Genomic DNA, 17,504 nt, shown 5'->3' with positions numbered 1-17,504 from the left:
TGTCCTTGGCTCAGTGACGTGATAAGGTGCGCACAGTGTGCAACTTAAAGCCGGCTTCAAGTCAATGGCAAAAGAACTGGATATCGGCGCGGTGGCGCGCCTGAGCGGAGTCGCGCCTTCTGCGCTGCGGCATTACGAGAAAAAGGGGCTGATCGCGTCGATAGGCCGCCACGGTTTGCGCCGTCAATACGCCGCCGGGGTGCTCGATCAACTGCGGTTGATCGCCCTCGCGCGCCTGGCCGGTTTTACGTTGGATGAGATGAGCGCCTTGTTTGACGAACGGGGCAAAATCGCGCTCGATCGCGTGTTGCTGGCTGCGCGGGCGGATGAGTTGGATCGCCATATCCAGCGCCTGATACAGGTGCGCGACGGGCTGCGGCACATGGTTGATTGCCCTGAACCTGAGCACCTGCAGTGCCCGCAGTTCAGGAAAATATTGCAGCAGGGTGAGTTCTAAACCTCGCGTTTGGGCAGCGGCGCCGTGTGGTACACCGAGATCGGCCGCAGGCCGCGCGACACGGTGGTGGCGATCACGCAGGCGAGCAGAATGCCGGGCAGCAGCGCGTATTCGCCGGTCATTTCAAACACCATCAGCGCCGCCATGATCGGCGCATGGGTGGTGGCGGCCAGCAGGGTGGCCATGCCGGTCAGCGCCAGCAGCAGCGGCACCGCCGCATCCATGCCCGGCCACAGGCCGAACAGCTGACCGATTATCGATCCGAGCGCGGCGCCGACGAACAGCGTCGGGGTGAAGACCCCGCCGGGCGCGCCCGAGCCGCTGCTGGCGAGGATTGCCAACAGTTTACACACCAGGATCGCGCCCAGCAGCAACACCCCCGGCGGCGCGATCAGCAGCGCCTGCACCACGCTGTAGCCATTGCCCCACACTTGCGGAAACAGCAGCGAAAGCAGCCCGACGATCAGGCCGCCCAACGCCAGCTGCAATGGCGGCTTCAGGCGCAGCGATCGGAAGGCGCGACCGCTGGCGGTCATCAACCACAAAAACAGCGGCCCGCCGGCGCCGGCCACCACGCCGACCAGCGCCATCAGCAGGTATTGCGTCGGCAAGGGGGCGGCGAGCGGCGTCACCAGGTAGAGCGGCGCCTGGCCGCCGTTGAGCAGGTTGGTCATCAGCAGAGCGCTCACTGCGGCGATCACCACCGGGCCGAGTGAGGCCAGCATCAGGGTGCCGAACAGGATCTCGGCGATAAACAGGCTGCCCGCCAACGGCGCATGGTAGGCGCTGGCCATCCCGGCGGCGGCGGCGCAGGCCACCCACAGTTTCCATTCTTTCTCGTGCGTAAAGCGCTGGGCGAAGAGCGATCCCACCAGCGCCGCCAGCAGGATCATCGCGCCTTCGCGGCCGATGGCGCTGCCGCTCGACACCACCAGCAGCGACGCCAGACACTTCACCAGGCTGGCGCCGGTATCCAGCTTGCCGTTGCCGGTCTCAATCGCTTCCATATAGTCGGTGGGCGCCGCCGGGCGCTGGTGGCGGTAGCGCTGGTGAATGTACAGCAGCAGGCCCGCCGCCAGACCGCCCAGCGCGGGCGTCAGCGCGCGTCGCCAGCCGGGCAGCGCGGCGGCGGCGGCCACCAGGCTGCCGTCGGCATTGCCGAGCAGCAGCCACTCGAGGCCAATCATCGAACGGTGAAACAGCCACACCGCTAGGGCGGCGGCGACGCCGATAAACACGGCGATAAGCAGGCTGCGCAGCAGGGCGCGATAGTGGTGCAGGTGGACCAATCTTTTCATGCGTGGGCGGCGTCGTGAGAAAAATCAAAGGGTCATCAGCGCATTGTGCTTGGCGCTCCGGCCGATGACCAGTGAATCTTTAGCAAACTGCGGCATGGGCGGGGCGGCGAGCGCCCCGGCGTGGGTTATTGCGGCGTCAACACCCGGCGTGTGCGGCCGGAACTGAGGTAGTCGGCGATATAATCCTGCGAGATTTCGCCGCTGTAGCGGCCGTCTTCATCGACGATCGGCATCCAGGAAGTGTTGTGTTCGTACAGCTTCGACAGCACCACGCGCAGGTTCTCTTCCGCGCGGGCGGTGACGCGGAAACGGTGCAGGCTGTCGGCGCACACCCCCGGCGCGCCGCGCGCCTCACGGCGTTTGACGTAGCCCAGCGGCTTGCCGTCGGCGTCCACTACCGTCACTGAACGGGCGTCGATATCGTCCATCAGCCCGAACGCCTCCACCAGCGGCGTCTCCCGCCGCACCGTCACCGTCTCTTGTTGGCCTGCCACGTCGCCGGCCTGCACCAGCAGCAGGCGCTTCAGCGTGCGATCCTGGCCGACAAAGGAGGCGACGAACTCGTTCGCCGGCCGCGCCAGCAGCTCATCGGCGCTGGCGTTCTGCACGATTTTGCCCTGGCGGAACACCGCGATGCGATCGCCGAGCTTCAGCGCTTCGTCGATGTCGTGGCTGACCAGCATCACGGTCTTTTTCAGCTGGCGCTGCATGTCGAGAAACTCGTTCTGGATGGTTTCGCGGTTGATCGGATCTACCGCGCCGAAGGGTTCATCCATCAGCAGCACAGGCGGATCGGCCGCCAGCGCGCGGATCACGCCGATGCGCTGTTGCTGCCCGCCCGACATCTCTTTCGGGTAGCGGTGCAAAAAGCGTTTGGGGTCCAGCGCTACCATGCTCATCAGCTCCTCGGCGCGGGCGTGGCAGCGTTTTTTGTCCCAGCCCAGCATGCGCGGCACCACGGTGATGTTCTCCTCGATGGTCATGTTGGGGAACAGACCGATCTGTTGGATGACGTAGCCGATTTTACGGCGCAGGCTGACGGTATCCAGCGCGCTGGTGTCTTCGCCGTTGATCAGAATGGTGCCGCCGGTGGGTTCGATCAGGCGGTTGATCATCTTCAGCGTGGTGGTTTTGCCGCAGCCGGAAGGGCCGAGCAGCACGCAGATTTCACCTTCCGGCACGTCCAGATTGATGTTGTCGACGGCGTTGAACGGCGTGCCGTTCTTTTGCATGAACTGTTTGGTCAGATTTTCCAATTTAATCATGAGCGGATCCCCTTGGGCGTTAGCGCAATTTGCAAGCGGTGCAATAACCAATCGAGGACGATCGCCAGCAGGCTGATCATCACGGCGCCGGTAATCAACTGGCGAATGTCACTGCTGCTGATGCCGTTGAGCAGCAGCAGGCCGAGGCCGCCGGCGCCGATCACCGCGGCGATCGCCATTACGCCGATATTCATCACCACGGCGGTGCGGATGCCGCCGAAAATCACCGGCAGCGCCACCGGGATCTCCACCCAGCGCAGGCGTTGCCAGAACGTCATGCCGATGCCGCGGCCGGCTTCGCGCAGCCCGCCGGGCAGATTGTCGAGCGCGGTGTGGGTATTGCGCACGATCGGCAGCAGCGAGTAGAGGAACACCGCGGTGATCGCCGGCACGTAGCCGATGCCGTGGCCAATCAATGAAAACAGCGGGATCATCAGCCCGAACAGGGCGATGGAGGGCACGGTCAGCACCAGCGTGGCCAGGCTCAGCACCGGCGTCGCCAGCCATTTGTGGCGGACGATCAGCACGCCAAGCGGCACGCCGATCAGGATCGCCAGGCCGACGGCGATGCCGACCAGCAGCAGGTGTTCCAGCGTCAATCCGGCGATATAGGCCCAGTTTTGCCAGGCGTAAAGTAAGGTATTCATCATGCCTCCTAAATCAGGCCGCGCTGCTTGAGGAACGCGTCGGCGACCTGTTGCGGCGTCTGGTAGTCGATATCCACCTTAGCGTTCAGCTCGGTGATCACCTGATTGTTGAACTGTTTCGACAGCGTGTTCAGCGCCGCTTCCAGCCCCGGCGTGTTTTGCAATACGTCGGCGCGCACTACCGGCGTGACCGCATAGCTCGGGAAATAGCCTTTGTCGTCTTCCAGCACCTGCAGATCGAACCCTTTCACCCGGCCATCGGTGGTGTACACCAGCCCGGCGTCGACGAAGCCGTCGCGGATGGCGTTGTAGACCAGGCCGGGATCCATCTGGCGGATTTGCGGGCGATCGAGCGGCATGTCGTACAGCGCCTGCATCGGTTTCAGGCCGTCCGAGCGGCCGGCAAACTCCAGATCCAACCCCAGCAGCCAGTTGTGTTTAGGGTCGGTTTTACGCACCTGTTCCACTTTGGCCACCAGCTGCGACATCGTGCGAATCTGCTCTTTTTCCGCGCGCCGGCGCTGCATGGCGAAGGCGTAGGTGTTGTTCATGTCCGCCGGCTGCAGCCACACCAGGCCGAGTTTGGCGTCGAGCTTTTTCACCGTGTCGTAGGTTTCCTGCGGCGTCATGCGCTTATTGATGTGGTTAAAGATGATCAGCGAGGTGCCGGTGTATTCCCAGGTCATGTCGATCTGCTTGTTGATCATGGCGTTGCGGGTGATCACCGTGGCCAGGTTGGTCTTGGGTTCGACCTGAAAACCTTTGGCCCGCAGGTATTGCACGGTGATCGCCGACAGAATGCGCTGTTCGGTAAAGTTCTTGCTCGCCAGCGTCAGCGGGGCGGCCCAGGCGGCCGCGCCGGTCATCAGCAAGGAGAACAGCAGCGCGTGGCGGAGTCGTTGTAACCATCGAGTCATCGCGTTTCTCCCATCAGGATGCGGTGTGCGGGCTGAGCCGGCGGCCGAGACCGGCCAGCGCCAGATCGAGCAGCAGGGCGATCAGCGCGGTGGCGGCGGCGCCGAGGATCAGCGTCGGGAAGTCGTTCAGGTAGATGCCGGGGAAAATCAGCTCGCCGTAGCTGCTGGCGCCGATTAAAAACGCCAGCGGCGCGGTGCCGACGTTAATCGCCATCGCGATGCGTATCCCGGCGAAGATCACTGGCAGGGCGTTGGGGAGTTCGACCTGGCGCAGCCGCTGCCCGGCGGTCATGCCAATACCGTTGGCGGCCTCGACCAGCGCCGGCGGCACCGAACGCAGGCCGGCATAGGTATTGCGCACGATGGGCAGCAGCGAGGCGAGGAACAGCGCCACCACCGCCGGCCGATCGCCGATGCCGATGATCACCATCGCCAGCGCCAACACCGCCAGCGGCGGCAGGGTGTTGCCGACATTGAAGATTTGCATCACGTGTTCCGCCCAGCGGCGGGCGAAAGGGCGGCTCAGCAAGATACCGCTGGGAATACCGACCAGCAGCGACAGCAGCATGGAGCAGGCCACCAGGAACATGTGTTGTTGGCCGAGGTAGATCAAATCTTCCCGGCGCGACTTGAGGGTGTCCCAACCGATGCCGTAAACCAGCAGTGCGATGACGGCGATAAACAACAGGCTCCCGAGGAGCAGGCGCCGGTATGGCGCTGACTTGTGCATGATGTTGCGTCCTCCGTTGCGCGGAGCGGCCGACGAGACGGCGCATTCCGCTCTGATTGTTACCCACGGCCCGGCGGGCGTGGCGGTACAAAACGGGCGTTTCGCATGAGGTTAGCGACATTGAGCGAAGGGTGCGTTCGGCACAGCGTGCTGAACGTAGGCTCAATACGTGAGTTAATCAGCATAAGATACTGATATTTAAACCCGAGAAAGCACGAAGCCCAACGACCCCGGCTAGGGAAGGTATAGCACTCTGTCGTTGACCGTGCCAAGTTTTATGAACAAAATCAGGTGATTGAGTTTGCGCCAATCGGCGTGTCAGCCCGCGTCAGCGCTGGGATGGGGGGAAAGTGAAAAAAATCCGCCGCATAACGTTACGCCGTAACAACAAGTCCAAATGGTGCGATCCGCCGTCGGCGAAGACGGGATGTGAGGGCGGATAGACTCGGTGTAGGCGCTTGCTGATATACTCAGGGAAAACAAAAACGCCAGGAAACCTGCATAACGCCATGACAAATAACGTTTCACCCGCACCCATCGCTCACCGCCCGCTGATTCTGATCGCCTGCATGCTGGCGATGTTCATGTCGGCGATCGAAGCCACCATCGTCGCCACCGCCATGCCGACCATCATCGGCGATCTCGGCGGTTTCTCGCTGCTGGGCTGGGTGTTCGCGGTCTATTTGCTGTCGCAGGCGATCACCATTCCCATCTACGGGCGGCTGGCGGATCTCTACGGCCGCAAACGGGTGTTCTTCTTCGGCGCCACGCTGTTCCTGTTGGGATCGGTACTGTGCGGTTTCGCCCCCGACATGTATTGGCTGATCGGCTTTCGTCTGCTGCAGGGGCTGGGCGCCGGCGCCATCATGCCGATCGCCTCTACCATCATCGGCGATATCTACAGCGCCACCGAACGGCCGAAGGTGATGGGATACCTGTCGAGCGTGTGGGGCGTGTCGGCGATCATCGGCCCGCTGTTGGGGGCGTTTATCGTGCAACATTTGCCGTGGGCGTTGGTGTTCTGGGTCAACCTGCCGATCGGCCTGTTGGCGATGTTCTTCCTCTGGCGCTATCTGCCGTCGCATCAGCCATTGCGCCAGCACGCGCTGGATCTGGCCGGCACCGCCTGGCTGACGCTGTTCGTTTCGGCGCTGCTGCTGGCGCTGTTGCAGATGGAAAGCCTGGGCTGGTGGGTGGTGCCGCTGTTTGCGCTGGCGGCGGCGGCGCTGGCGCTGCTTGTCCGCCAGGAGCGGCGCGCGGTCGAACCGCTGTTCCCGTTGGCGCTGTGGCAAAGCCGGGTGATCGTCGCCGGTAACATCGGCGGGCTGGTGATCGGCGCGGCGATGATGGGCATCAGCGCCTTTCTGCCGACCTTCATTCAGGGCGTGATGGGGGGCTCGCCGCTGGAGGCGGGCACCACGCTGGCGCTGATGTCGATCGGGTGGCCGCTGGCCAGCACGCTGAGCGGCCGCTTGATGCTGATGACCTCGTACCGCGCCACGGCGCTGCTGGGCGCGCTGTTGTTGGTGGCGGGCGGCCTGATCTTGCTGCTGCTGCAGCCGGAGGGCGGCTTGCTGTGGGGGCGGGTGGCGGCGTTTATGGTCGGCGCCGGCATGGGGCTGTGCAATACTACGTTTCTGGTTTCGGTGCAGAACGCGGCGCATTACAGCATTCGCGGCATCGCCACCGCCTGTACGGTGTTTACCCGCATGGTGGGCTCGGCCATCGGCACCGCGATTTTGGGCGCGACGCTGAATCTCAACCTGCAGTGGCGTTTGCCGGAGATTGACGATCCGGTGCAGCGGCTGATGGAACCGGCGGTGCGCCAGAGCATGGGGAGCGAGGCGTTGGCGCAGCTGACCCAGCAAGTGGCGGCTTCGCTGCATTGGGTGTTTCTGGTTTCGGCGCTGGTGTCGTTGCTGGCGCTGGCGGCGGCGATGCTGATCCCGGCGCGTTGTCGGCCGCAGGGCGAAGAGGAAGAGGCGGAACAGGCGTAAGGAAAGAAGGAGCGGGCGCTGCTGCAGAGCGCCCTGGTAGCCGGTGCGGCTTACTGCGTGTTGGAGGTATCCTGGCTGGTGCCGGTCTGCGCCGCATCACCGCGATCGTCGCCGTTGTTCAGGCGGGTGTAGACGATCTTCTGGGTGTCGTTTTCGCAGTGGCCGACCACCTGGCCGCCCGCTTGATCGGCCTGATCGTTTGGCACGATCTCCAGTTTGAAGCCGGACTCCGGCACGCCGTTATTGACGATTTTTTGCGAAATGTCCGCTTTCACGCTTTCGCAGGAGGCCAGGGCCGCTATCGGCGCGCCGGCCAGCAACACAGCGGTTAATATCAGCGTTTTTTTCATCACGTCATCCTTTTAGACAATGGACTTCCTGTAACAGGATAGCAGCAACGGCGGCCGGGTTTCACGCTTGCCCGCCCGCCGCAGGCGGATTAAGGATTAATCCGACGCCCGGTCTGGCGATCCAGACATTTACGGGTGTCCGGCTCCCAGTAGGCGTTGACGTTGTTGCTGTCGTTGCAGCGATCTTCGTCATCCGCCGCGCGATCGATCTTGTCGAATTCTTTCTCGACGCGGGTGTTAACCTTGTGGCGCAGGGATTTGGTATCATTCCACTGCTCTTTGCTCTGGCGCGCTTCTTCGGTGCTCATCGCGCCGCTGCCTTTGCCATCGACGGTGACGCAGGTACTGCCCTGAGTGCAGGTGGCAGCCAGCGCCGGCGCCTGCCAGGCGCCCATTACGGCCAGCATGGCGACCGGCAGCATCCCGCGCAGCAGTCGTTGGGTCGAAAATGTTTTCATCGTTTCATCCTTATGAGTGAGTGCGCCTGATGAAGGCGGCACTGGCGTTACCTCGCCCGCAGGCGTGGTGACAAATATACCACTGCGCTCCTGGAATTCACCAGCCAAGCGCCGATTCGTTTACTTTATCGAGAGAAAACTGCGACCGATGTTAAAAACTACGCTGTTGTTTTTCGCCACTGCGCTCGCTGAAATTATCGGCTGTTTCCTGCCTTACCTGTGGCTCAAGAAGCAGGGCAGCGCCTGGCTGCTGCTGCCGGCGGCCTTGAGCCTGATGCTGTTCGTCTGGCTGTTGACGCTGCATCCTGCGGCCAGCGGGCGGGTCTACGCGGCCTATGGCGGCGTGTATGTGGCGACGGCGCTGCTGTGGCTGCGAGTGGTGGACGGCGTGAAGCTGTCTACGCTGGATTGGGTCGGCGCCGGGGTGGCGCTGGCGGGCATGCTGATTATTGTTTCCGGCTGGCGCGCGGCCTGAGGAAACACGGCGGGAGTCGCCTCCCGCCGACAGGGCTCAGGCGCCGCGGTGGATGTTCAGCCCGGCGAAGGACTGGCTGACCGGCATCATTTCCAGCGTGTTGATGTTGACGCGCGCCGGCAACGTGGCGACCCAGAATACCGACTCGGCGATGTCTTCCGGCGTCAGCGCATCGGCGCCTTCGTAGGTTTTATTGACCTTGCCGTCATCGCCCTTGAAGCGCACGTTGGAGAATTCGGTGCCGCCCACCAGGCCCGGCTCGATATCGGTCACGCGGATGCGCGTGCCGTGCAGATCGGCGCGCAGGCCCAGACTGAACTGCTTGACGAACGCCTTGGTGGCGCCGTACACGTTGCCGCCGGCATAGGGCCAGTTGGCGGCGGTGGAACCGATGTTGATCACGTGGCCGACGTTGCGCTCGACCATGGCGGGCAGCAGCGCGCGGGTCATGTTCACCAGCCCTTTGGCGTTGGTGTCGATCATGGTTTCCCAGTCATCGGCGTTGGCCTTGTGCGCCGGCTCCAGCCCCAGCGCCAGCCCGGCGTTGTTCACCAGCACGTCGATCTGGCGCAGCTCGGCCGACAGCGCTTCTATCACCTGCTGAATGGCGGCGCGGTTGCGCACGTCGAGCCGCACGATGTGCAGCGCTTCCCCCAATTCTTCCTGCAGCGCTTCGAGACGCTCAAGGCGGCGCCCGGCGGCGATCACCTGGTGGCCTTCACGGATAAAACGGCGCGCAATGGCCTCGCCGAAACCGGAGGTGGCGCCGGTAACAAATATAATCATGTTGCTGTTCCTCAACTGTTTTTACCCTACATGCTTCTATCATTAGCACAAACCCGCAGGCAGTGGCAGCGGTTATCACGGCGGAAAGGAAAAAAGGTCACACCGGGCCAGCGGCCCGATGCTGATTAGCGCTGAGGCGGCAGGTGGTAGACCACGGCGTCATACTTGATGCGTTCGCAACGGCCTGCCAGCACGCCGCCCAGCGACTCGACGAGGCGGCGGCTGGCGGTATTCTGCTCGGCCACCGGGTAGAGAAAGTGCGGCGGCTGAAAGCGCTCGCTGGCCCAGCGCGCGATGCCCTGCACGATTTCGCGGCCGTAGCCCTGGCCATGCAGGCTCTCTTTCACCCAGATGCCCAGCTCCGGGGTGGGGCTGCGCAGGTTGTGCGCGCCGCCGACGCCGACAAACTGCCGGTCTTCGCGCCGGCGGGCGACGAAGATCACTTCTTCGCCTTCGCGCATCAGCGGCAGCCAGCTTTGCCAAACGTTGGCGAAATCTTCCGGCGACGCCTCCGGCTCAAAGGTCATAAAGCGCGTCAGCGTGGGGGTGATCGCCTGGTAAACATCGTCGGCGTCTGCTGCGGTAAAGGGGGCAATCAACAAACGGTCGGTGTCAACGCGGCACTGAGAAAGGTCATTGTGATTCATTTTATTTCCTCGCTTTTCAGGCCATAACGGCAAAAAATCCGCGCACATAAATCGGGGCGGATCGTCGATATTACGCGTATTGGCGTCAGAAGCGACTTATTTTTCGCCGCTGCGGCGACGCGGAGGAACGGTTTTATGTGACGTCGTCACGTCGACGGGAAAGGCGGCGGGCACGGTTAACCGCGCCCGCCGTTGAGGATCAGAACTTCACCGAACCTTGCAGATAGATCGTGCGCGGCTGACCGATGTACAGACCTTTGTTGTTGTCGTCATAGGCGCGGGTGAAATACTCGTGGTTGAACAGGTTTTTCACGCCGACGCCCAGATTCAGGCCGGCCATTTCCGGGCCGAAATCATAGGCGGCGCGCACGCCCCACAGCATATAGCCGGGAATGCGGCCGGTGCTGCCGTCGGCGCTTTCCGCCACGGTGTTGGCGTTGTCGGCGAACTGGTTGGATTGGAACTCGCCGTTAAGGTTAAACGCCCAGTTGCCCGGCGTGTAGTCCAGCCCCAGGGTGCCTTTATGCTTCGGCGAGAACGGCACCTGGTTGCCCTTGTAGCCGCCGTCTTCGCGGATGGTGGCGTTGACGTAGGCGTAGCTGGCGTAGGCGGTCAGGTCGTCCAGTTTCGGCGTCAGCTGCGACAGATCGTAACGCAGGCTGCCTTCCAGCCCGGCGTGGCGGGTTTTGCCGCGCGCGGTCACGCTGTCGGTCACCTGGTTGGAATCGTACTGGTTGTTGAAGTTGATCAGGAACAGCCCGATCTCGCCGGTCAGCGCATCGCCGGCGTAGCGGGTGCCCAGTTCCCAGGTGCGCGCCTTCTCCGGTTCAATCTTGCCGCTGTCGACCGCTTTGCCCATCTGGCTGTATTGTACGGTGCCGAAGGAGCCTTCGGTGTTGGCGTACAGGTTCCAGTATTCGTTCAGGTGATACATCACGTTCAACGCCGGCAGCGGCGCGTTATAGCTGACGTCGAGGCGGTTATTCTTGATGTAGTTGTTCTGATACGACTTGATGTACTCGTAGCGCATGCCCGGCGTGATGGTCCAGTCGCCGATGTCGATGCGATCGTCGAGATAGAAGGCGTGCGCCTCGGTGCCGGACTGGGTGTCGCGATCGTACGGGCTGGCGGTGGACGGCAGCCTGCCGGTGCTGGCCTTGCTGGTGTAGCGCAGCTCATGGGTGGACTCACTGACGTAACGGTAGCCGACGCCGACCTCATGGGCGGAATCTCCCCAGCGGAAACTCTGGCTGTAGCGCGGTTCTACGCCGCGCACCCAGTATTCGCGCGGCGACAGCGTCAGGTTCTTGCCCTGATCCAGATAGCCGCTGCGCAGGGTGTAGGTGTAGAAGCTCTGCACGTCGAACTTATGCTGCTGATCAGGCTGATATTGGTAGCCGAAGTTCGCCAACTGGCGGCGGCCCCAGAACTTGTCGTACGGGCGCGTAGACTGGAACGGGTTGGCGTTGTAGTCCGCCCGGCTCAGGCCGCCCGGCATGTTCGCTTCGCCTTCGTAGTATTGCAGCAGGCTGTTGAAGGTGTGCACCTCGTTCGGGGCGTAGCGGCTTTTCAGCATCACGTCGTCTATCTTGGTCGCGCTGTGCTCGCGCCAGTCGCTGCCGCGGGTGCCGGAGTAAAGCAGCGCCGCACCGAAGCCGTTGTCGGCGGTGCCGCCGATCATCAGGTTGCCGGTGCCTTTCGGGTGATCCTGGCGCGAGGTCGGGCTGAGCTGCCCCTGCATGCCGGCCTCCAGGCCGAAGGTTTTCGGGATGGCGCGGGTAACGAAGTTGACGACGCCGCCGACGCTCTGCGGCCCATAGCGCACCGCGCCGCCGCCGCGCACCACGTCAATCGCATCCATATTGCCGAGCGAGACCGGTGCCAGCGACAGCTGCGGCTGGCCGTAAGGGGCGAAGGGCACCGGGATGCCGTCCATCAGCACGGTGGAGCGGCTGGCGAGGCGCGGGTTGAGGCCGCGTATGCCGAAGTTCAGCGCCATATCGTGGCTGCCGGTGCCGTTGTTTTCCGGGGCCACCACGCCCGGCACGCGGTTCAACGCTTCACGCACGGTGGTGGTGCCGGTTTTGACGAAGTCTTCGCGGCGCACTACGTCGCGCGCGCCGGGGTGTTCGAACACGTCTGCCTGACGGCCTTCCGCCAGCCAGTCGCCGACCACGGTGATGTCTTCTTCTTTCTGCGGCTGCGGCAGTTTGGCCAGCGTGTAGCCGTTGTTGCCGAGCGCTTTAGCCTGCAGGCCGCTGCCCGCCAGCAGGGCGTTCAGGCCGTCATCGACGCCGTAGCTGCCGCTCAGGCCCGGCGAACGTTTACCGGCGGTCAGTGCGCCGTCCACCGAGAGCGCGATGCCGGCGCGCGCGGCGAAAGCGTTCAGCGCGCCGTCCAGCTCACCGGCCGGAATGTGATAGGCGGCAGCGGTGCTGGCGGCGCTCGCCATCTGCGGTGCAGCGAAGACCAGGCCAATGGCCACGGCCAGCGGCGTGGCCCGTTTTCCCCAAAGCGAAGCCGGAGCGACCTTTCCCCAAGCGTTGTTCATACCTTCTCCTGAATCATTTTTTATTTATTGCTGCAGTGTTTTCCTGGGAGTCGGATGAGCAAAGCAAAAGGGACAATCAAGAATGCGATTTTTTATCATTTTCATTTAAAAAATTCAGGCGGGGACGATTTGCAACCAATAGCGGGTAAAGCTTTGCAGGCGTACCGGCAGCGTCTGGCTGAGCAGGGCGAGGGCGCGATCGGTATCGTTGAGCGGGAAACTGCCGCTGACGCGCAGGCCGGCAACGGCCGGATCGCAGCTCAGGTGGCCGCGCCGATAGCGCGCCAGTTCGGCGATCACCCGGTCCAGCCGCCACTGGCTGACGCTCAGCACCCCGTGCAGCCAGCCGTCTTCCGCCGTAGCCGGTTGCTTATCGCTGAAGGCCGCCGCGCTGAAGCTTATCTGTTCGCCGGCGTTCACCCGGCGCTTTTGTTGCGCGTCTTGCGCCAGCTGCGCTTCGACTGCATGCTCCAGCACCGTCAGGCGCGTTTCGCCGCCGCTCTCGCGCACCAAAAAACGGGTGCCGAGCGCGCGCATCGCCCCTTGCGGGCTCTGCACCCACAGCGGCCGGGCATCGCGTCCGGTAACCAGGCTGATTTCCCCGGCGTGCAAGCGGATCAGCCGTTGGCGATCGTCGTAATGCACGTCCACCGCGCTGGCGGTGTTCAGCACCAGCTGGGTGCCGTCGCTTAACACAATGGGTTTGATTTCGCCGGTGGCGGTGCGGTAGTCGGCGCGCAGCTCCTGGCCGAGCGGCGACCGGTAGAAGAAGCCGCCGCCGCCCACGCCGAGCAACAGCAGCAGGCTTTTCAGCAGGGTGCGGCGATCGATCGCCGATTGACGGCCGGCGCGATCGAGCGCGCGATAGCTGAATTTGCCCGGCACGCCCTGCAGCTGGCTCTGCAACGCTTCGACGCGCTGCCAGGCCCAGCGGTGATCGTCATGCTGCTGGTGCCAGGCTTGCCACTGTTGGCGCTGGCGTTCGGTGACGTGCTCGTCGCACAGCAGGGCATACCAGTGTGCGGCCATTTTCAGCGCCTGGCGCTGCTCGGGGGTGATGGCGTTGCTCATGAATAAACGTCGTTTTCGAGGATGAACAGCAGGCAATGCTCGGTGGCTTTGGCCATGTATTTTTTAACCGAACTGACCGACACGCCGAGGCGCGCGGCGATGTCCGCATAGCCCAGGCCTTCGAGCTGCGACAACAGAAAGGCCTGTTTTACCTTCGGCCCCAGGCCGTCGAGCATGGCGTCGATCTGCTGCAGGCTTTCCAGCAGGCTCTGGCGCTGCTCCGGCGACGGGGCGTAGCCTTCCGGGATCAGCGCCAGCATCTCAAGATAGGCGCGCTCCAGCGTTCTGCGGCGGAACAGATCGACCATCACCCGCTTGGCGACGGTGACCAGAAAATCTTTCGGCTCGCGCAGGGTCGCCGCGGCGTCGCTTTTCAGCAGGCGCATAAAGGTGTCCTGCGCCACATCGTCCGCGTCGAAAGCGCAGCCCAGCCGCCGACGCAACCATCCCTGCAACCAGGCGTGGTGGGTGGCGTAAAGGCGCGACAGCGCGGCGTGCGGGGCAGAGGCGGTGGCGGACATGGTTTTCGCATTGCTGGTCAAAAAGATGCGCGGATGATAATTGAGAATAGTTATCGTTTCAAGTTTAGCCGTTGCCTCCAGGCTGGGGTTCCGCCCCCGGACGCGGCGTTGAAATAAAGCGGACGGTCGTAAAGAGCGTCGTTTGCCCATTAAAGGTGCAGCGGCGCGGTGTTATTTCGGCAAGCAAACGGTTGCTATTTATCTGCCGTCGAAGACTGAGCGTGGGTCTTATTCTCTTTCGCTGGCCTATGCTTTTAGGTTAATTACCAATCAATTGTTTTTATTTAAAAATGTATTTTATCGCCGCCTGTTGGCACACGGCTTGCTATGCTTAATCCGGTCTTTGCGTTTGGGTAAAAAGGGCCTTGTTTCATCATCGCAATTTATTATGCGGATGGGCTTGGCCGGTCGTCACAAGGAAGAAAATAATGGCACTGCAATTCACCACGGCTATTCGTGGCAATTTTTTTGATATCGCAGCCTGTGTGGAGGCGCCGCAACAGCTCGAAGAACGCCTGCGGCATGTTCCCGACGGTTTGCTGCTGCTGAACGACGGCGTCATCGTCTGGTTCGGCAGCTGGCGGCAGGGCGAGGCGCTGCTGCCGCCGGGCTTCGCGGTCACGGAGTATCGCGACAAGCTGATCGTGCCGGGTTTTATCGATACCCATATCCACTATCCGCAAACCGAAATGATTGGCGCCTATGGCGATCAACTGCTGGACTGGTTAAACAATTACACCTTCCCGACAGAAAGCCGTTACGACTGTGAGCAGCACACCGACGCGATGTCGGCTTTCTTTCTGCAGCAGTTGCTGAGTAACGGCACCACCACCGCGCTGGTGTTCGGCACCGTGCATCCACAGTCGGTCGATGCGCTGTTCAGCCAGGCGGCAGCGCTGAACATGCGCCTGATCGCCGGCAAGGTCATGATGGATCGCCATGCGCCGGAGGCGCTGCTGGAAACGCCGGAGCAGAGTTATCGCCAGACGCGCGAACTGATCGAACGCTGGCACGGCAAAGGCCGCCTTGGTTACGCCATTACGCCGCGCTTTGCGCCCACCAGTACGCCGGCGCTGCTGGCGCAGGTGCAGCGGCTGCGCGAAGAATATCCCGACGTTTGGCTGCAGACGCACCTGAGCGAGAATCCGCAGGAAGTGGCCTGGGTAAAAGCGCTGTTCCCGCAACACCGCAGCTATCTGGATGTTTACCACCGCTACGGCATGACCGGCGATAAAAGCGTATTCGCCCATTGCCTGCATCTGGAGGAGCAGGAGTGGGATTGCCTGTGCGATACCCGCTCGGCGATCGCCTTTTGTCCCACCTCCAACCTGTTTCTCGGCAGTGGGCTGTTTGACCTGCAGCAGGCCTGGCGCAAGCGGGTGAAGCTCGGCATCGGCACCGACGTGGGGGCCGGCACCACCTTCAATATGCTGCGCACGTTAGGCGAGGCGTACAAGGTCGGCCAGCTGCAGCATTACCGGCTCTCCGCCGTAGAAGCGTTCTATCATGCCACCCTGGGCGGCGCGCGCGCGCTGGCGCTGGACGACAAAATCGGCAACTTCAACGTCGGCAAAGAGGCGGATTTCGTGGTGCTCGATCCGGCGGTCACGCCGCTGCAGCAGCTGCGTCACGCCAACAGCGCCACGCTGATGGAGCAAGGGTTTGTGCTGATGACCCTGGGGGACGATCGCAACATTTATCGCACCTATGTGGACGGTAAGGTGGTTTATCAAAGTTAAATATTAGAGTGTTTGAAAGGGAATGTAATTCAGATGCATCAATTATATGATGCATCTGAGGATGTTAAAGTTTCGAGAATATAGAGCCACTGTTTGTGGTAAATATGCGGTCATAAAGCATTGATGCATAGTTATCCGTCATTCCGGCAATGAAGTCACATACGAATCTTTCTTTTGGTACTTGAGGGTTTTCTTTTATTCTGTTTATATATCGCTCAGGTAAAAGTTTTTCAGTATTTTGATTTAAAATATCAAATAATTCAGATATTAATCTCCCTCCTCTAAATTCTATTGTTTTTATTTCATATTTATTTACCACCTTTTTATAAGTTAGCCGTTTTAATGCGGAGATTTCCTTGGAAATATCTTCTTTAACAAAAGCCTTTAAGTCTATTAGTGGCTCCTTAAACAACCCTTGTTTTTTCACCTCAACACTATCAATAAATCTGTGTACCATGTCGCTTATGACTTTCTTTCTTTTGGGGTGGTTTGTGCCGAACAAATCATCAATGTATTTCATATATCCCTCTATATTATTTTCATTTGCCCAGAGGCGAAAATCTTCGGCATTGATTATTTTTAATGCGATAGCGTCTTCTAAGTCATGTACTGCATAGGCTATATCGTCTGATAGCTCCATGATACTGCAATCAAATGATTTATAAATTGTTCTTCCGTTTTCATTGCTGGGGTTTATATTGTCTATTCTTAGGAATTCATCCTTGTCACTATTTGGCAATATATCAATAATCCAAGCTAACTCTCCTCTTTCTGTGTCAAGAATGCACTTAGGTGGCTTTTCTGTTGGGCCTGTTAATGCTTTAAGATCATTAAATACACCAGGGTATTTTAATAGCCCCAATAGTGTTCTGCGTGTTAGATTAAGACCGTTGTATTCTGATGACTCTCCTAGTCTTGTACAAATTCTTAATGTCTGCCCGTTCCCCTCAAAACCTCCAAAATCCCACATTTTCTCAGAAAGAGCTGCTTCTCCTTTATGCCCAAACGGAGGGTGACCAATATCATGGGCCAACCCTAGAGCTTCGATTAAATTTGCGTCTGGTAGATAATCTCTTATGGGTAAATCGTCTTTGTATTTCTTACTCAAGTGAGCAGTAATTCCACTTCCAATTTGAGCAACCTCTAAAGAATGAGTTAGGCGTGTTCTATAAAAATCACTTTCGCCAACACCAAGAACTTGTGTCTTACCTTGTAGCCGACGGAATGAAGCGGAGTGAATTATTCTCGCTCGATCTCGAGCATAATCATTCCATTGAGTTGATGGAGGCTCTTTTCTTTCTAACCATTTATTTGCCATTTTTGTTCCTTTGTTAATGATTTTATATTAATTAATTAAAGCATCATACATTTCGTGAATGACATTCCACTATACTATAGCAATCATAATGTTAGAATTAATAACATTACCTTTACTAAGTGATATTTATTAAAAATTCTGTCACACTTAAAGAATACCATCAATATTAAGCTATTTTTTATCTAATCACTTGTTTTTGCTCAAACTGCCAACTGCGCCTAAGCTAGGTGATGACTCAGAGGGAGCCATTCCCCGAGACCTTATTCCGTGAACATGG

At 60.2% G+C, this 17,504-nt stretch carries 18 protein-coding genes; 5 read left to right on the top strand and 13 right to left on the bottom strand.

The window, feature by feature from the left end:
* Nucleotides 1–64 precede the first annotated feature (64 nt).
* Complete coding sequence (locus tag ACJ8M3_RS06430; RefSeq protein ID WP_033642982.1) at nucleotides 65–457, top strand: helix-turn-helix domain-containing protein; 393 nt, start codon at nucleotides 65–67, stop codon at nucleotides 455–457.
* Here ACJ8M3_RS06430 and clcB read toward each other — a convergent pair.
* From clcB to ACJ8M3_RS06405, 5 genes are all read right to left on the bottom strand, one after another.
* Nucleotides 454–1,755 carry a voltage-gated ClC-type chloride channel ClcB gene (clcB, locus tag ACJ8M3_RS06425; RefSeq protein WP_089197010.1) on the bottom strand — a complete coding sequence of 434 codons (1,302 nt, stop codon included), beginning with the start codon at nucleotides 1,753–1,755 and terminating at the stop codon, nucleotides 454–456. The genes ACJ8M3_RS06430 and clcB overlap by 4 nt on opposite strands.
* A gap of 125 nt (nucleotides 1,756–1,880) precedes the next feature.
* Complete coding sequence (gene osmV / locus ACJ8M3_RS06420; RefSeq protein ID WP_033642984.1) at nucleotides 1,881–3,020, bottom strand: osmoprotectant ABC transporter ATP-binding protein OsmV; 1,140 nt, start codon at nucleotides 3,018–3,020, stop codon at nucleotides 1,881–1,883.
* Entirely contained in the window at nucleotides 3,017–3,667 is a 651-nt protein-coding gene (osmW, locus tag ACJ8M3_RS06415; protein WP_004938544.1) for an osmoprotectant ABC transporter permease OsmW, read from the bottom strand. The genes osmV and osmW overlap by 4 nt, the downstream gene beginning before the upstream one ends.
* Nucleotides 3,668–3,675: 8 nt before the next feature.
* Nucleotides 3,676–4,533, bottom strand: coding sequence for a glycine betaine ABC transporter substrate-binding protein (locus ACJ8M3_RS06410; RefSeq protein ID WP_223524993.1), 858 nt, complete (start codon nucleotides 4,531–4,533; stop codon nucleotides 3,676–3,678).
* Nucleotides 4,534–4,597: 64 nt separating this feature from the next.
* Complete coding sequence (locus ACJ8M3_RS06405) at nucleotides 4,598–5,314, bottom strand: ABC transporter permease (RefSeq protein WP_033642986.1); 717 nt, start codon at nucleotides 5,312–5,314, stop codon at nucleotides 4,598–4,600.
* A 509-nt stretch (nucleotides 5,315–5,823) separates the two neighbouring features.
* Here ACJ8M3_RS06405 and ACJ8M3_RS06400 point away from each other — a divergent pair.
* A complete protein-coding gene (locus ACJ8M3_RS06400) occupies nucleotides 5,824–7,311 on the top strand; it encodes an MDR family MFS transporter (RefSeq protein WP_442514630.1) in 1,488 nt (495 codons plus the stop codon).
* 50 nt (nucleotides 7,312–7,361) lie between these two features.
* Here ACJ8M3_RS06400 and ACJ8M3_RS06395 read toward each other — a convergent pair whose 3' ends face one another.
* Both ACJ8M3_RS06395 and ACJ8M3_RS06390 read right to left on the bottom strand, forming a co-directional pair.
* Entirely contained in the window at nucleotides 7,362–7,661 is a 300-nt protein-coding gene (locus tag ACJ8M3_RS06395; RefSeq protein WP_033642988.1) for a DUF1161 domain-containing protein, read from the bottom strand.
* An 89-nt stretch (nucleotides 7,662–7,750) separates the two neighbouring features.
* Nucleotides 7,751–8,119: a DUF1283 family protein gene (locus ACJ8M3_RS06390; RefSeq protein WP_033633135.1), complete on the bottom strand. Its 369-nt coding sequence runs from the start codon at nucleotides 8,117–8,119 to the stop codon at nucleotides 7,751–7,753.
* A 148-nt stretch (nucleotides 8,120–8,267) separates the two neighbouring features.
* Here ACJ8M3_RS06390 and ACJ8M3_RS06385 point away from each other — a divergent pair, with 148 nt between their 5' ends.
* Complete coding sequence (locus ACJ8M3_RS06385) at nucleotides 8,268–8,594, top strand: YnfA family protein (protein ID WP_033650474.1); 327 nt, start codon at nucleotides 8,268–8,270, stop codon at nucleotides 8,592–8,594.
* A gap of 36 nt (nucleotides 8,595–8,630) precedes the next feature.
* On the opposite strand, the gene ydfG is transcribed toward ACJ8M3_RS06385, so the two are convergent.
* From ydfG to fecI, 5 genes are all read right to left on the bottom strand, one after another.
* Nucleotides 8,631–9,380, bottom strand: a complete 750-nt coding sequence (gene ydfG, locus ACJ8M3_RS06380) for a bifunctional NADP-dependent 3-hydroxy acid dehydrogenase/3-hydroxypropionate dehydrogenase YdfG (protein WP_089197011.1) — start codon at nucleotides 9,378–9,380, stop codon at nucleotides 8,631–8,633.
* Nucleotides 9,381–9,505: 125 nt separating this feature from the next.
* Entirely contained in the window at nucleotides 9,506–10,027 is a 522-nt protein-coding gene (locus ACJ8M3_RS06375) for a GNAT family N-acetyltransferase (protein WP_060660756.1), read from the bottom strand.
* A gap of 199 nt (nucleotides 10,028–10,226) precedes the next feature.
* Nucleotides 10,227–12,578, bottom strand: a complete 2,352-nt coding sequence (gene fecA, locus ACJ8M3_RS06370; protein ID WP_084710291.1) for a TonB-dependent Fe(3+) dicitrate receptor FecA — start codon at nucleotides 12,576–12,578, stop codon at nucleotides 10,227–10,229.
* A gap of 114 nt (nucleotides 12,579–12,692) precedes the next feature.
* Nucleotides 12,693–13,649, bottom strand: a complete 957-nt coding sequence (gene fecR, locus ACJ8M3_RS06365) for a ferric citrate uptake sigma factor regulator FecR (protein ID WP_042784431.1) — start codon at nucleotides 13,647–13,649, stop codon at nucleotides 12,693–12,695.
* Complete coding sequence (gene fecI, locus ACJ8M3_RS06360) at nucleotides 13,646–14,170, bottom strand: ferric citrate uptake sigma factor FecI (protein ID WP_046686988.1); 525 nt, start codon at nucleotides 14,168–14,170, stop codon at nucleotides 13,646–13,648. The genes fecR and fecI overlap by 4 nt, the downstream gene beginning before the upstream one ends.
* Before the next feature lie 142 nt (nucleotides 14,171–14,312).
* Here fecI and ACJ8M3_RS06355 point away from each other — a divergent pair, with 142 nt between their 5' ends.
* Entirely contained in the window at nucleotides 14,313–14,642 is a 330-nt protein-coding gene (locus tag ACJ8M3_RS06355; RefSeq protein ID WP_139120357.1) for a hypothetical protein, read from the top strand.
* Nucleotides 14,599–15,909, top strand: coding sequence for a guanine deaminase (gene guaD, locus ACJ8M3_RS06350; protein ID WP_060660754.1), 1,311 nt, complete (start codon nucleotides 14,599–14,601; stop codon nucleotides 15,907–15,909). The genes ACJ8M3_RS06355 and guaD overlap by 44 nt, the downstream gene beginning before the upstream one ends.
* Before the next feature lie 64 nt (nucleotides 15,910–15,973).
* Here the strand turns inward: guaD and ACJ8M3_RS06345 are convergent, their stop codons facing one another.
* Entirely contained in the window at nucleotides 15,974–17,227 is a 1,254-nt protein-coding gene (locus ACJ8M3_RS06345) for an anti-phage deoxyguanosine triphosphatase (RefSeq protein WP_042784434.1), read from the bottom strand.
* Nucleotides 17,228–17,504 lie beyond the last annotated feature (277 nt).

The organism is Serratia sp. CY55921 (genome assembly GCF_052167655.1).
Lineage (GTDB): Bacteria > Pseudomonadota > Gammaproteobacteria > Enterobacterales > Enterobacteriaceae > Serratia > Serratia ureilytica.
This window is presented reverse-complemented; position numbering and strand designations above follow the sequence as displayed.

Coding starts and splice junctions, on each gene's coding strand:
- ACJ8M3_RS06395 (WP_033642988.1), bottom strand. CDS start 7,661: ATGAAAAAAACGCTGATATTAACCGCTGTGTTGCTGGCCGGCGCGCCG.
- ACJ8M3_RS06405 (WP_033642986.1), bottom strand. CDS start 5,314: ATGCACAAGTCAGCGCCATACCGGCGCCTGCTCCTCGGGAGCCTGTTG.
- guaD (WP_060660754.1), top strand. CDS start 14,599: ATGGCACTGCAATTCACCACGGCTATTCGTGGCAATTTTTTTGATATC.
- fecA (WP_084710291.1), bottom strand. CDS start 12,578: ATGAACAACGCTTGGGGAAAGGTCGCTCCGGCTTCGCTTTGGGGAAAA.
- osmW (WP_004938544.1), bottom strand. CDS start 3,667: ATGAATACCTTACTTTACGCCTGGCAAAACTGGGCCTATATCGCCGGA.
- fecI (WP_046686988.1), bottom strand. CDS start 14,170: ATGTCCGCCACCGCCTCTGCCCCGCACGCCGCGCTGTCGCGCCTTTAC.
- ACJ8M3_RS06430 (WP_033642982.1), top strand. CDS start 65: ATGGCAAAAGAACTGGATATCGGCGCGGTGGCGCGCCTGAGCGGAGTC.
- fecR (WP_042784431.1), bottom strand. CDS start 13,649: ATGAGCAACGCCATCACCCCCGAGCAGCGCCAGGCGCTGAAAATGGCC.
- ACJ8M3_RS06400 (WP_442514630.1), top strand. CDS start 5,824: ATGACAAATAACGTTTCACCCGCACCCATCGCTCACCGCCCGCTGATT.
- ydfG (WP_089197011.1), bottom strand. CDS start 9,380: ATGATTATATTTGTTACCGGCGCCACCTCCGGTTTCGGCGAGGCCATT.
- osmV (WP_033642984.1), bottom strand. CDS start 3,020: ATGATTAAATTGGAAAATCTGACCAAACAGTTCATGCAAAAGAACGGC.
- ACJ8M3_RS06345 (WP_042784434.1), bottom strand. CDS start 17,227: ATGGCAAATAAATGGTTAGAAAGAAAAGAGCCTCCATCAACTCAATGG.
- clcB (WP_089197010.1), bottom strand. CDS start 1,755: ATGAAAAGATTGGTCCACCTGCACCACTATCGCGCCCTGCTGCGCAGC.
- ACJ8M3_RS06385 (WP_033650474.1), top strand. CDS start 8,268: ATGTTAAAAACTACGCTGTTGTTTTTCGCCACTGCGCTCGCTGAAATT.
- ACJ8M3_RS06375 (WP_060660756.1), bottom strand. CDS start 10,027: ATGAATCACAATGACCTTTCTCAGTGCCGCGTTGACACCGACCGTTTG.
- ACJ8M3_RS06410 (WP_223524993.1), bottom strand. CDS start 4,533: ATGACCGGCGCGGCCGCCTGGGCCGCCCCGCTGACGCTGGCGAGCAAG.
- ACJ8M3_RS06390 (WP_033633135.1), bottom strand. CDS start 8,119: ATGAAAACATTTTCGACCCAACGACTGCTGCGCGGGATGCTGCCGGTC.